The 12,444-nt window shown below is 65.1% G+C and carries 11 protein-coding genes and 1 pseudogene; 8 read left to right on the top strand and 4 right to left on the bottom strand.

Features of this window, described 5'->3' with window-relative positions; all coding sequences use genetic code 11:
* From EOA36_RS12725 to EOA36_RS12690, 8 genes are all read left to right on the top strand, one after another.
* Positions 1 to 1,885: glycoside hydrolase family 15 protein (locus tag EOA36_RS12725; protein WP_127277936.1), on the top strand; the 1,885-nt coding region annotated here is incomplete at its 5' end.
* A gap of 49 nt (positions 1,886 to 1,934) precedes the next feature.
* Positions 1,935 to 2,951 carry a phosphogluconate dehydrogenase (NAD(+)-dependent, decarboxylating) gene (gnd, locus tag EOA36_RS12720; protein ID WP_127277935.1) on the top strand — a complete coding sequence of 339 codons (1,017 nt, stop codon included), beginning with the start codon at positions 1,935 to 1,937 and terminating at the stop codon, positions 2,949 to 2,951.
* A 22-nt stretch (positions 2,952 to 2,973) separates the two neighbouring features.
* The gene (zwf, locus tag EOA36_RS12715; protein WP_127277934.1) at positions 2,974 to 4,350 is read left to right on the top strand and encodes a glucose-6-phosphate dehydrogenase; all 1,377 of its coding nucleotides are present in this window, start codon (positions 2,974 to 2,976) and stop codon (positions 4,348 to 4,350) included.
* Positions 4,351 to 4,364: 14 nt separating this feature from the next.
* On the top strand, positions 4,365 to 5,069 hold the full coding sequence (locus EOA36_RS12710) for an ROK family protein (protein ID WP_127277933.1): 705 nt from the start codon (positions 4,365 to 4,367) through the stop codon (positions 5,067 to 5,069).
* Positions 5,070 to 5,275: 206 nt separating this feature from the next.
* Positions 5,276 to 5,740, top strand: a complete 465-nt coding sequence (locus EOA36_RS12705; protein WP_127277932.1) for a MucR family transcriptional regulator — start codon at positions 5,276 to 5,278, stop codon at positions 5,738 to 5,740.
* A 126-nt stretch (positions 5,741 to 5,866) separates the two neighbouring features.
* On the top strand, positions 5,867 to 6,967 hold the full coding sequence (locus EOA36_RS12700; RefSeq protein WP_127277931.1) for an aminotransferase class I/II-fold pyridoxal phosphate-dependent enzyme: 1,101 nt from the start codon (positions 5,867 to 5,869) through the stop codon (positions 6,965 to 6,967).
* Positions 6,968 to 7,126: 159 nt separating this feature from the next.
* Entirely contained in the window at positions 7,127 to 8,365 is a 1,239-nt protein-coding gene (locus EOA36_RS12695; protein WP_127277930.1) for an MFS transporter, read from the top strand.
* Between the two features lie 72 nt (positions 8,366 to 8,437).
* Entirely contained in the window at positions 8,438 to 8,668 is a 231-nt protein-coding gene (locus EOA36_RS12690; RefSeq protein WP_127277929.1) for a hypothetical protein, read from the top strand.
* A 53-nt stretch (positions 8,669 to 8,721) separates the two neighbouring features.
* Here the strand turns inward: EOA36_RS12690 and EOA36_RS12685 are convergent, their stop codons facing one another.
* The 4 genes and pseudogenes from EOA36_RS12685 to EOA36_RS12670 form a co-directional block, all read right to left on the bottom strand.
* Positions 8,722 to 9,438, bottom strand: a complete 717-nt coding sequence (locus EOA36_RS12685) for a glutamine amidotransferase (RefSeq protein ID WP_127277928.1) — start codon at positions 9,436 to 9,438, stop codon at positions 8,722 to 8,724.
* Between the two features lie 18 nt (positions 9,439 to 9,456).
* Positions 9,457 to 9,936 (bottom strand): TerB family tellurite resistance protein, encoded by a 480-nt coding sequence (locus EOA36_RS12680; RefSeq protein WP_127277927.1) that lies wholly within the window; start codon positions 9,934 to 9,936, stop codon positions 9,457 to 9,459.
* 53 nt (positions 9,937 to 9,989) lie between these two features.
* Positions 9,990 to 11,585 carry a heme biosynthesis protein HemY gene (locus tag EOA36_RS12675; RefSeq protein ID WP_127277926.1) on the bottom strand — a complete coding sequence of 532 codons (1,596 nt, stop codon included), beginning with the start codon at positions 11,583 to 11,585 and terminating at the stop codon, positions 9,990 to 9,992.
* Between the two features lie 10 nt (positions 11,586 to 11,595).
* Positions 11,596 to 12,444: pseudogene (locus EOA36_RS12670) on the bottom strand (phage tail protein); the annotation flags it as partial.

Raw genomic sequence — 12,444 nt, 5'->3', positions numbered from 1 at the left:
GCGGCCCTGGCGGGACTGTTCGACCGGCTATGTCGGCTTCTCCGACGGCTGGCAGCAATTGAACCACACCGGCAAGCTTGATCCGGCTTGCCGGCGCGCCGAGGACGGCAATGTCGCGCTGACCGGCGAGATCGGCTTCACCGCCACGAAGACAAAAGCCGTGCTGGCGCTGGGTTTTGGCGCGACACCGGACGAGGCCGCCGAAAACGCCTTCGCCAGCCTGAAGCGTGGTTTTGAGCCGGCAGCGAGATCCTATGTCGAAAGATGGCACGAATGGCAGGCGGGGCTGCTGCCGCTGGACCGGACGCCCGGAGTGCCCGGGGTGAACAGCTACCGCGTCTCCACCGCGGTGCTGGCAACCCACCGGTCATTGGCCAAGCCGGGCGCGGCGGTGGCCAGCCTATCGATCCCGTGGGGATTCAACAAAGGCGATGATGATCTCGGCGGCTACCATCTGGTCTGGCCGCGCGACCTGGTCGAAACGGCGGGCGGCTTCCTCGCCGCCGGCGATGCCGCCTCGGCCCTTCGGATCCTGGAATACCTCCGCTCCATCCAGCAGCCTGACGGCCATTGGCCGCAGAATGCCTGGCTCGACGGATCGGCCTATTGGCCGGGCATCCAGATGGACGAATGCGCCTTTCCCTTGCTGCTGGCAGACGCCCTGCATCGCGCCGGCCATTTGCCGCAGGCGCGACTGAAGGCCTTCCTGCCCATGATCGAGCGCGGCGCTTCCTATGTCGTGCGCAACGGCCCTGTCACCGGCGAGGACCGCTGGGAAGAAGACGCCGGCTATAGCCCGTTCACCCTGGCCGTCGAGATCGCTGCACTGCTTGCCGGCGCGGACCTGCTCGACGCCTGCGGCCGGACGGCGGAGGCGGCCTATCTGCGCGAGACCGCGGACTGCTGGAACGATCAGGTCGAGCGCTGGACCTATGTCACCGGTACCGCCACCTGCAAGGTGGCCGGCGTCGCCGGCTACTACGTCCGCATCGCGCCGCCCGACAGCGCCGATGCCGGCTCGCCGAAGGACGGCTATGTGCCCATCAAGAACCGCCCGCCCGGCGACACGGAACGACCGGCCGAAGAAATCGTCAGCCCCGACGCCCTGGCGCTGGTGCGCTTTGGCCTGAGAGCCGCCGACGATCCGCGCATCGTCGATACAGCGAAGGTGATCGATGCGCAGTTGCGCTGCGAGCTGCCGCTAGGGCCGCTCTGGTACCGCTATAACAGTGACGGCTATGGCGAACACGAGGATGGCGCGCCCTTCGACGGCACCGGCCAGGGCCGGCCGTGGCCGTTGCTCGCCGGCGAACGGGCGCATTATGAGCTGGCGGCCGGCCGCAAGGACGAGGCGGCCAGCCTGCTCGATGCGCTGGAACGGTCGGCCGGACCCGGCGGCCTGCTGCCGGAACAGGTCTGGGATGGCGCCGATATTCCGGAGCGCGAGCTGCTGCATGGCAAACCATCGGGCAGCGCCATGCCGCTGGTCTGGGCGCACTCCGAGCATATCAAGCTGCTGCGTTCGCTGCGCGACGGCGCCGTCTTCGACATGCCGCCGCAAGGCGTGAAGCGCTACATCGAGAACAAGACCATATCGCCGTTCAGGCCATGGCGCTTCAACAACAAGATCCGCACGCTGCCGGCCGGCAAGGCGCTGCGTATTGAATTGATGGCAGCAGCCACTGTCCACTGGAGCACCGACGATTGGGCAACCGCGCATGACAGCCAGACGGTGGAAATCGCGTTCGGCATCCACCTTGTCGATCTGCCCACGGCCGGCCTCCCCGAGGGAAACACGCTCGTCTTCACTTTTTTCTGGCCCGGCACCGGCGATTGGGAGAATGTCGACTTCTCTGTCATATCTGGCGGGCAGGATAGCCAGTAGACCCTTCTCCAGGGATACCCGAGACTCTTCAGCAAACAGGGACGAAACCATGCAGATCGGAATGATGGGACTGGGCCGGATGGGCGCCAACATGGTGCGGCGTCTGATGCGCGACGACCACGAATGCGTCGTCTACGACATCAACCCGGCCAGCGTCGCGGCGCTGGTGAGCGACGGCGCGTCTGGAGCGGCCTCGATGGCGGAATTCGTCGGCAAGCTCACCAAGCCGCGCTGCGTGTGGCTGATGCTGCCGGCGGCGATCACCGGCAAGATCATCGACCAGGTCTCGGCGCTGATGGAGCCTGGCGACATCGTCATCGACGGCGGCAATTCCTATTATCACGACGCCGTCGACCAGGCCGCGAAACTCGCCACCAAGGGCATCCACCTTGTCGATGTCGGCACCAGCGGCGGTGTCTGGGGGCTGGAGCGTGGCTACTGCCTGATGATCGGCGGCCCCGACGTGGCGGTGCAGCATCTCGATTCGGTCTTTGCCACGCTGGCGCCTGGCGCCGATGCCGGCGCACCCACCCCGGACAAGACCGTCGGCACCGCACCCTTCGGTTACTTGCATTGCGGACCGAGTGGCGCCGGCCACTTCGTCAAGATGGTGCACAACGGCATCGAATATGGCGTCATGGCCGCCTATGCCGAAGGCATGAACATCCTGAAGTCGGCCAATGCGGGCAAGCGGCAACGAACGGCGGACGCCGAGACCAGCCCGTTGGAAAACCCGCAATACTACCAGTTCGACATCGATCTTCCGCAGGTGGCCGAGGTGTGGCGGCATGGCAGCGTCATCGGCTCCTGGCTGCTCGATCTCACCGCCGGCGCGTTGAAGAGCGATCCGGGCCTGGCGCAATTCGGCGGCCGGGTTTCGGATTCCGGCGAGGGCCGCTGGACGCTGAAGGCGGCGATCGACACCGGCGTGCCGGCGCCGGTCCTGTCCTCGGCCCTGTTCGACCGCTTCTCCTCGCAAGGCGAATCCGAATTCGCCGACAAGCTGTTGTCCGCCATGCGCTACGCCTTCGGCGGCCACATCGAAAAGCCGAAGGGCGGCAAGTGACGGCGACAGGGGAGACGCAGGCATGAGCCAGGAACGGTCCGACACGCTGGTGCTCTTCGGAGCGACCGGCGACCTCGCCCACAAGAAGATATTTCCAGCCCTCTACCAGATGGTCGCCAAGGGCACGCTCACCGAACCGGTGATCGGCGTCGCCTTCGACGCCTGGGATTTGAAGCAATTGCAGGACCGTGCCCGCGACGGCATCGTCAACGCGCTCGGCACGATCGACGAGAAGGTGTTCGCCAAGCTGGCGTCGCTGCTGCGCTATGTCAGCGGCGACTACCGCGATCCGGCCACTTTCGAGAAGCTGAAGACCGCACTCGGCAGCGCCCAGCGGCCGCTGCACTACATGGCGGTGCCGCCGACCATGTTCGAGACTGTCGTGCAAGGCCTGGAGCAATCCGGCACCGCGCACGGCGCCCGGCTGATGGTCGAAAAGCCCTTCGGCCACGATCTGCAGTCGGCCCGCTGGCTGAACCGTGTGCTGCATTTGGTGTTCGACGAACAGTCGATCTTCCGCATCGACCACTATCTCGGCAAGGAAGCGATCCAGAACCTGCTCTATTTCCGCTTCGCCAACGCTTTGCTCGAGCCGATCTGGAACCGCAATTACGTCGAGAGCGTCCAGATCACCATGGCCGAGGATTTCGGCGTCGAAGGGCGGGGGCGGTTCTACGACGATGTCGGCGCTATCCGCGACGTCATCGAGAACCATCTGCTCAACATCCTGCTGCTCTTGGCCATGGAGCCGCCGGTCGGCCGCTCGGCGGATGACTTGATCGACGAGAAGGTGCAGGTGCTGCGCGCCATCCGCACCCTGACCAAGAGCGATGTCGTGCGCGGCCAGTTCACCGGCTATCTCGCCGAGCCCGGCGTCGCGCCGAACTCGCCGGTCGAGACCTTCGCGGCGGTGCGTTTTTTCGTCGACACCTGGCGCTGGCAGGACGTGCCGTTCTTCATCCGCGCCGGCAAGAACATGCCCGTGCATGTCACCGAGGTGGTGGTGCGGCTGAAGCGGCCGCCGCTCGACGTCTTCGACCCGATCAAGCCCGCCGACCAGAATTATGTCCGTTTCCGCATCGACCCGCAGGTGATGATCGCCATCGGCGCCCAGCGCAAGGCGCCCGGCGACGACATGATCGGCGAGCAGGTGGAACTGACCGCGCTCGACGACTCGAAGGGCGACATGCCGCCCTATGAACGGCTGATCGGCGACGCCATGAACGGCAATGGCCAGCTCTTCACCCGTCAGGACGCGGCGGAACTGGCCTGGCGCATCGTCGGCCCGGTGCTCGGCGACACCACGCCGCCACATCTTTACGAGCCGAAGACATGGGGACCGGCGGACGCCATGGCCGGCTTCGGGCCGCCCAATGGCTGGATCGATCCGGTGGCATGAACGGAGGGGACAAGATGGCCAAGGCGGTGAAGCAGGCTGCGTCGGACACCGGGCAGGTTGTCCTTTCGGTCGACATTGGCGGCTCGCGCGTCAAGATCCTGACCAGCGACGGCGGCACCGAGCGCCGGACGGATTCCGGACCGGACCTGACGCCACGGCAAATGATCGACAAGGTGAAAAAGCTCGCCCAGGGCCTGTCCTATGACGTTATCTCCATGGGCTATCCAGGCCCGGTGCGCCACAACAAGCCGGTGCTTGACCCCATGAATCTCGGCAAGGGCTGGGCCGGCTTCGATTTCGCCGCGGAGTTCGGCAAGCCGGTCAAGGTGGTCAATGATGCGCTGATGCAGGCCATCGGCAGCTATGAGGGCGGGCGCATGCTGTTCCTCGGTCTCGGAACCGGCCTCGGCGCGGCGATGGTCTTCGACAATGTCGGTCAGCCGATGGAACTCGCCCATCTTCCCTACCGAAAAGGCCGGAGTTTCGAGGATTATGTCGGCGAACGCGGCCTGGAAAAACGCGGCAAGAAGAAGTGGCGCGGCTATGTCTTCGACGTCGTCAACCGGCTACGAGCCGCCCTGCAGCCAGACTATGTCGTCATCGGCGGCGGCAATGTCGACAAGCTCGACGAATTGCCCGCCCACTCGAGACGCGGTGACAACACACGCGCCTTCGAAGGCGGTTTTCGTCTATGGCGCGACAAGGCGCTGATCGTCTGATATTATTACAGTTTAGTATAGTCGTTCAAAATGACGTGTGATGCCGCGCCGATAGATTGCATTGCGCAGATTTGCCGACTAGGAGTTCGGCCCCACTACATCGCGTCGCGCGGGACGCACAAAGACGACTCACTTTAATTTTGCGCATCATCCTTTTTGAAAACGGCCCCATTTTCGAGGTCATGCGCCATGGATGGAGAAATAGATTGACCGACGAAGACAGCCACGCCAGCAAGACCCTCGACCTTCTCGAACTGACCGCCCATATCGTATCGGCTTATGTCGAGAAGAATCGCCTGCCTGCGTCCGGCCTTCCCGAGCTGATCGCCAGCGTCAGCGCCTCGATCAGCGGGCTCGGTCAGCCGGTCGCTCCGGTGGCGGCACCGCTGGTCCCGGCCGTCAACCCGAAGAAGTCGGTGACGCCGGATTTCATCATCTGCCTCGAGGACGGCAAGAAATTCAAATCGCTGAAGCGTCACCTCGGCGTGCATTTCGGCCTGACGCCGGATGCCTACCGCGCCAAATGGGGCTTGCCGTCTGACTATCCGATGGTTGCTCCCAACTATGCGGCTTCGCGCTCCGAACTGGCGAAGTCGATCGGCCTCGGCCGCAAGGCCGTCGCCCCGGCGCCCGTCAAGGGCAAAGGCCGGAAGGCCAAGGTTTCGGCCTGAGCAATTCAGTCCTGAGCCAATATTTAGGACGACTGGAACGGAAGCCTGCCGGCGAAAATCGCCTTGGCAGGCTTCATGTTTTTGTGGCTTGGATGAACCGGACAGGTGCTTTGAGGGGGAACTGCCATGAACTACACCAGGATGGTGATCGAGAAAGAAGCACCGGAGGAATACGGCTACGATCGTATCCGCTACAATCTTTCCGAAAGTTCGATCGCCGACCAGAAGCTCTCCGACATCGGCCTGTCGCTGCCCGACCTGACGCTTTTCTATGGCGAGCATCGTGGCGACAAGGACTTGCGCGCCCTGGTCGCGGCGCAGGATGCCGGCATCTCGCCCGATGATGTGCTGGTCACCGCCGGCGCCGCCGGCGCGCTGTTCATCATCTCGACATCGCTTCTGTCGGCCAGCGATCATCTCGTCGTCATCAGGCCCAACTACGCCACCAACATCGAAACGCCGCGGGCGATCGGCTGCGCCATCAGCTTCGTCGACCTCGCCTTCGACGAAGGCTTCGCCATTGATGTCGAGCGCGTCAGGGCGGCGATGCGGCCGAACACCAGGCTGATCAGCGTCACTTGCCCGCACAACCCGACCGGCACCATGATGAGCCGTGCCGAATTGGACGCACTGGTCGCGCTCGCCGAAGCCAGCGTCTGCCATCTGCTGGTCGATGAGACCTATCGCGACCTCTCCTATGGACGGCGCCTGCCCTCGGCGGCCTCGCTGAGCAACAAGGCGATCAGCGTCTCGTCACTGTCGAAAGCCTTCGGCATTCCCGGCATCCGCATCGGCTGGCTGGTCACCAGGGATGCTGCCCTCCAGGAAAAATTCCTCGCCGCCAAGGAGCAGATCGGCATCTGCGGCAGCGTCATCGACGAAGGCATCGCGCGCGGCATGCTGGCGCGCCGGGACGCGTTTCTGGGAAAGCTGCTGCCCGAAATGGCCAGGCGCCGCGATATCGTCCAGGCATGGATCGACCGCGAACCTTTAGTCGACTGGGTGCGCCCCGAGGGCGGAGTGGTCGGCTTCCCGCGCCTCAATGTCGAGCCCGGCTTCGACCTCGACCGGTTCTATGTCAGGCTGCTGGAAGACCACGGCACCTATGTCGGACCCGGCCATTGGTTCGAGATGGAAAAGCGCTTCTTCCGCGTCGGCTTCGGCTGGCCGACGGAGGCCGAGTTGAAAGGCGGATTGGACGCGATTTCGGCCGCGCTGCGGCAGTAACTTCCGCGTGGGCTGGACGGTGCGGACCGAAAGTCCCTTGATCCAGGTCTGAATTTGAAGCATATCCGCCCCGAACTTTTATCCAGTTCCATTGGTCGAACAGCGCCCATCCGGGAAGTGCCCCGCGAGCCGATGCCCACCGCAACGGGGCCTCTTTCCATGATACCAGAACAAACTTTGCCGGAGCAGCGTTACGCCGCGTTCCGGCACAAAGCCTTCCTCAGCTATTGGACGGCGCGCTTTCTCACCACCTTCGCGACCATGATCGTTTCCGTCGCCGTCGGCTGGCAGGTCTATGACCTGACGCGCGATCCGTTCGACCTCGGCATTGTCGGCATCGTCCAGTTCCTGCCATCGCTGCTTCTGGTGCTGGTGACAGGTGTCGTCGCCGACCGCTTCGGCCGCCGGCTGATCATGACCCTGGCGACATTGGTCGAAGGCGCCTGCGCGCTGGCTCTGCTGTTTCTGACCCTGCGCGGCCTTACGACCCCGCTGCCGATCTTCGCCGTACTGGTCATGTTCGGCATTGCCCGAGCCTTCTATGGGCCGGCTTCGTCCTCGCTGTTCGCCAATCTTGTGCCGCAGCGGGATTTCGCCAACGCCATCGCCTGGAACTCCTCCGCCTGGCAGACGGCGACGATTGTCGGCCCTGTCGCAGGCGGCTTGCTCTATGGCGTGTCGGCGGAGGTGACCTATGCCACGGCGGCAGTCCTGATGCTCGCTGCCGCGTTGCTCATCTTCACCATCCCCAAGCCCGCGCAACAGACGGCCACGGACAAGCCGACAATGGAGACGCTGTTTGCCGGCTTCCGCTACATCTGGAGCGAGAAGATCGTGCTCGGCGCCATCTCGCTCGACCTCTTTGCCGTGCTTCTGTCCGGCGCCTCGGCACTGCTGCCGGTCTATGCCCGCGATATTCTGCAACTCGGCCCCTGGGGCCTCGGCCTGCTGCGCTCGGCGCCGGGCATCGGTGCCATTTGCGTCGCCATCTGGCTTGCCGGCCATCCGATCCGCGATCATGCCGGCAAGATCATGCTGAGCTTCGTCGCGGCGTTCGGCGCCTGCACAGTGCTGTTCGGCCTGTCGACCCTTACCTGGCTGTCGATAGCGGCACTTGCCCTGCTCGGCGCCACCGACATGTTCAGCGTTTACATCAGGGAAACGCTGATCCAGCTGTGGACGCCCGACGCGGTGCGCGGCCGCGTCAACGCCGTCAACCAGGTCTTCGTCGGCGCCTCCAACGAGGTCGGCGAATTCCGCGCCGGCACCATGGCGGCACTGATCGGCACGGTTCCGGCGGTGGTCATCGGCGGCGTCGGCGCCGTCGCGGTTGCCGGCCTGTGGGCCTATCTGTTCCCCGCGCTGCGCAAGGTCAGGCACCTCAAGGGACGAAACTGAAGGCTTCATCGGTATCGGCGGGGCCGCGAATCTGTGCTAAGCCGCCGCCCAATCAACGAAAGGACGACACCTGTGAGCGAACCGACCGTGGCCGAGGCGACCGAAAATATCTATGCGTCGCTCCGGGCGGACAATGCCGACATCGACGCGCATATCGCGACGCTTAAGGCGGCGCTGACACGCGAGGGGATAAAACAGGCGGTCTTCGATCCTGCCAAATTGGCGCAGAACAACCGCTCGGGCCGCAAGTTGATGCAGGCTTACTTTCGGCAGCGCGGCGTGAGCGTGAGGTTTTCGGAGTAGTTTCCACACTCCGAAAAGCGATGGTCGGCCACATTGGCGGCCACTGGTCTGCCCTAACGCGCGGCCGGCCCGCCAAAAATCATCCGCAAGAACTCGTCGAGCCAGCGCTTTAGGTGCATGTCCCAGATCAGCCGGCCGCCGAGATGGTCGCGGCCGGGCTGGGCGCCGGGTAGCTCGAAACGATGGGCGCCGCGCACCACCCAGCGCTGCATCATCACCCTGGTGAGTTCGCCATGGAACTGGATGCCCCAGGCATTGTCGCGATAGCGGAAGGCCTGGTTGGGATAGGTCTCGTTCGTGGCCAGCAGCGTCGCGTCGCTCGGCAGCGAAAAGCCCTCGCGGTGGAACTGGTAGACCATTTCGGGCCAGTGCATCAGCTTCCTGCCGGCCTCGGTCCCCTTCAGCGGATACCAGCCGATCTCCACCAGCCCTTCGCCGTGGCCCTCGACCTTGCCGCCGAGATGATTGGCCAGCATCTGCGCGCCCAGGCAGATGCCGAGCAACGGCCGGTTTTCCCTGAGCGGGACTTCCAGCCAGTTGGTTTCGCGGCGGACGAACTCGTCCTCGTCATTGGCGCTCATTGGCCCGCCGAACACCACCGCGCCGGCATGGCCATCCAGCGTTTCCGGCAAGGCGTCACCGAGCGGCGGGCGGCGAATGTCGAGATCGAAGCCTTCTTCCAGGAGCATGTGGCCGACGCGTCCGGGGCTCGAATTCTCCTGATGCAGCACGATCAGGATCTTTGGCTTCGGGCTCGTTGCGCGCTGCATCGTTGGGCGAAATCCCGTCTATTCGTCGCTTGACGTCCCGCGCGCGCCTGGCGCATGCGCCGCGGCCTGGCGGCGCGCCTCGACCCGGTCGTGGCGCTCGACGCCGATCAGCTCGGCAACGCGCCACACCGTATTGTCCTCGAGCTCATGCAGCTCGCCATCGGCATAGACGATCTCCCACATCAGGCCGATGAAGGCCTTGCGCCCCTCCGCGTCGAGATGGCGCTTGAGCACGCTGGTGAAGGCATAGAGGTCGATCGCTTCATTGTCGGCGCGCTCGCCGGCGGCGACGAGCGCTTCGAGTTCGGCACCACTGATCGAATAGCTCTGCGCCAGCACCGCCTTGAAGCGCTCCCACTCGACATCCTGGCGCACGCCATCGGCATTCATCACATGGTAGAGCAGCGCCGAAGCCGCGACGCGCGGATCGTCCGCGCTGGTGTGGCTGGCCGAGCCGGCCGGTAAATCCCTGAGAAACGACAGAACGCGCTCGAACATCAATTCATTCCCAAACGGCCCGATGGCCAGGTCAAATCACCCGATGGCCAAAATCAAAACAGCCGGAACCGGCGTGGCGACTTTTCCGCCTCGTCGTCCGGATCGACGCCTGGATCGTCCGGCAGGCGCGCCAGTTCTTCCGCCGGCTCGACGGCCTCGGCATCGGCCGGCACCGCGGCAAAGGCGGCGGCCGTGACCGGGGTGACATGATCCTCGCGGCTTTCGGCGTCCTTGCCCGTTGCCTCGTTGCCCGGGGCGGCATGATCGATCACCTCGACCGGCTTTTCAGGCCTGCCCGTCGCCTCGATGGCTACCACCGGGGCATCCGGTTCAACATCGCGACTGTCGATCAGTTGGCCAAGGCGTTCCATCGGCGCGCGCCATTCGAAGGCGTCGAGCCGCCCGGTGACCGGCGAGACCGGCGCCCAGCGCTCGGAGACGATGCCGTCGGCGACCCAGGCCGGATCGCGCGGCGCCCGAACCGCCTTGGAGAGCAGCTGCCGTACTTTGCCCTGGTCGCCGGTCTCGGCCTCCTCAATGTCGGCCAGGAGCAGATAGGCGCCCTCGCGGCGGTCCATGCGGATCGCGGCTTCGGCCTCGCGGCGGGCGGTCGACAAATCCTGCGCGTCGAGCGCCGCACGCGCCACCGTCATCGACGATTCGGTGTGGTTCTTCTTCATCTCCTGCAGCTTCTTTGCCCGGTTGAGCCGATCAAGCACGGCGTCGCCAGGCCTAGCATGGGTGTAAAGCTCGGCAATTTCGGGATGCGGCTCGGCCTTCCATGCGGTCTCGAGGATCTTCGAGCCCTTGCGCACGTCGTTCTGTTTGAACAGCGCGGCGGCGGCGGCAACGGCGGCAGGCGCGAAGTCGGGGGCGAGTCTGTTGGCCTCGATCGCCGCTGTCCTGGCAGCCGCGGGATCGCTGTCGGCGAGCGATTGCGCCTTGGCGGTCAACAGCACGGCGCGGCGGCGGTTGGCAGCGTCGCGCTCGATCTGCCGCGTCGACTTCTGCGCCTCGACCAGTTTCAGCGCACCGTCCCAATCGCCGCGCGCGGTCAGCTCCTCCAGCGTCGATTCGGCCGCCCATGCCAGTTGCGGCGCCACCGCGGCGGCGCGGCCGGCATAGTGCCGGGCGGCGTTGCGGTCGCCCAGGCGCTCGGCTTCCAGATAAAGCCCGCGCAGGCCAAGCAGCCGCATTTCCGGATCGTCGAGCATGCTCTCGAATTTTTGCCGCGCACCTTCATGGTCGCCTTCGAGCAGCGATGCCTGCGCTTCGAGCAGATGGATCAACGGCTCCTGGTCGGAGCGGATCAGCTTGGCGGCTTCCTTGGTCTTCTTGCGGGCCAGCGCCCCATCGCCGGCGCCGGCGGCGATCATGCCGGTCGACAGCGCCTGATAGCCACGGTCGCGGCGGCGCACGCGAAAATAGCGCGAAATTGTGTAGGGGCTGTTCCACAGCGACTTGATCAGCCACCAGACGATCATCACCGCCGCGACGACGGCGACGACGGCCACCGCCGCCACCATCAGGCTGACCTGGTACTGATAGCCGTTGAAGGTGACGACCATGTCGCCCGGCCGGTCGGCCAGCCAGGCAAAGCCCAGCCCGAGCGCGAAGACGACGATGAGGAAAGCGAGCAGGCGGATCATCGTGTTGCCCTCATGCCTTCATCGCGCCGGAGATCAGCGCGTCGACCTGGGTTTCGACCTCGATGCGCGCCTTCAGTTTGCCGGCAAAGTCGGCGCCCGCGGCCTTCGCGGCTTCCGGCAGCGTGTCATATTCGCTGAGCGCCTTGGCGTAGTCACCCTGAGTGACCGCAACCTCCATGCGCGCCACGGTTTCCGGCGCACCTTTACCTTCGACGGCCCCGATCGGCCGGATCTTGACCAGTGACTCGGCGCTCGACATCAAATTCTGCAGGAAGCCGGCATTCTGGTCGACCGGCGTGGCGGCGGCGACCATGGCATTGGCGGCGACGTCCATCTGCGAGGCGATCTCGGTGCGGGTCGGAACGCCCTTTTCGGCATAGGCACGCAAGGTCGCAAGCTGCGGCGCATCAGGCGAGATCGCGGCCAGCGTATCGAGTTCGGCCGAAAACGGCGCGCCACGGTCGAGCGCGGCCTTGAGCGCGGAAGCCGCGATGGCGATCGCGATCTTCGGCTGCGACGCCTGTGCGTCGACCTTCCCGGAAAGCTGCGACACCGATTGCTCGAGCGCGGCAAGCCGGCCTTCCTGCGCCTTCGCCGCCTCGCCCGTCGACTTCACCAGCGCATCGAGACCGGCCATTTTTTCGTTGAGTGGGCCGAGATCGACGGGCGCCGCGCTGCCGGCCTTGCCGAGAGCGGCGACGGCCGTTTCGATCTGCTTGACCTTGTCGCCAAGTGCGGCGAGCCCGGCATTGTCGCCGGCGCCGCCCTTTTCGACCGCCGATTTCAGCGCCGCGACATCGCTCTTGACCTGGTCGAGCGCCGACGACAGGCCGTCGACCTTGGCCGATGCACCATTGCT

This window comes from Mesorhizobium sp. M8A.F.Ca.ET.021.01.1.1 (genome assembly GCF_003998025.1).
In the GTDB taxonomy this organism is placed as follows: domain Bacteria; phylum Pseudomonadota; class Alphaproteobacteria; order Rhizobiales; family Rhizobiaceae; genus Mesorhizobium.
Note: the sequence above shows the minus strand (reverse complement) of the source record. Positions and strands in the feature narration are given on the sequence as shown.

Excerpts from the sequence above, each read along its gene's own strand:
- EOA36_RS12710 (WP_127277933.1), top strand. The coding sequence starts at position 4,365 with ATGGCCAAGGCGGTGAAGCAGGCTGCGTCGGACACCGGGCAGGTTGTC.
- EOA36_RS12685 (WP_127277928.1), bottom strand. The coding sequence starts at position 9,438 with ATGCAGCGCGCAACGAGCCCGAAGCCAAAGATCCTGATCGTGCTGCAT.
- zwf (WP_127277934.1), top strand. The coding sequence starts at position 2,974 with ATGAGCCAGGAACGGTCCGACACGCTGGTGCTCTTCGGAGCGACCGGC.
- EOA36_RS12680 (WP_127277927.1), bottom strand. The coding sequence starts at position 9,936 with ATGTTCGAGCGCGTTCTGTCGTTTCTCAGGGATTTACCGGCCGGCTCG.
- gnd (WP_127277935.1), top strand. The coding sequence starts at position 1,935 with ATGCAGATCGGAATGATGGGACTGGGCCGGATGGGCGCCAACATGGTG.
- EOA36_RS12700 (WP_127277931.1), top strand. The coding sequence starts at position 5,867 with ATGAACTACACCAGGATGGTGATCGAGAAAGAAGCACCGGAGGAATAC.
- EOA36_RS12695 (WP_127277930.1), top strand. The coding sequence starts at position 7,127 with ATGATACCAGAACAAACTTTGCCGGAGCAGCGTTACGCCGCGTTCCGG.
- EOA36_RS12675 (WP_127277926.1), bottom strand. The coding sequence starts at position 11,585 with ATGATCCGCCTGCTCGCTTTCCTCATCGTCGTCTTCGCGCTCGGGCTG.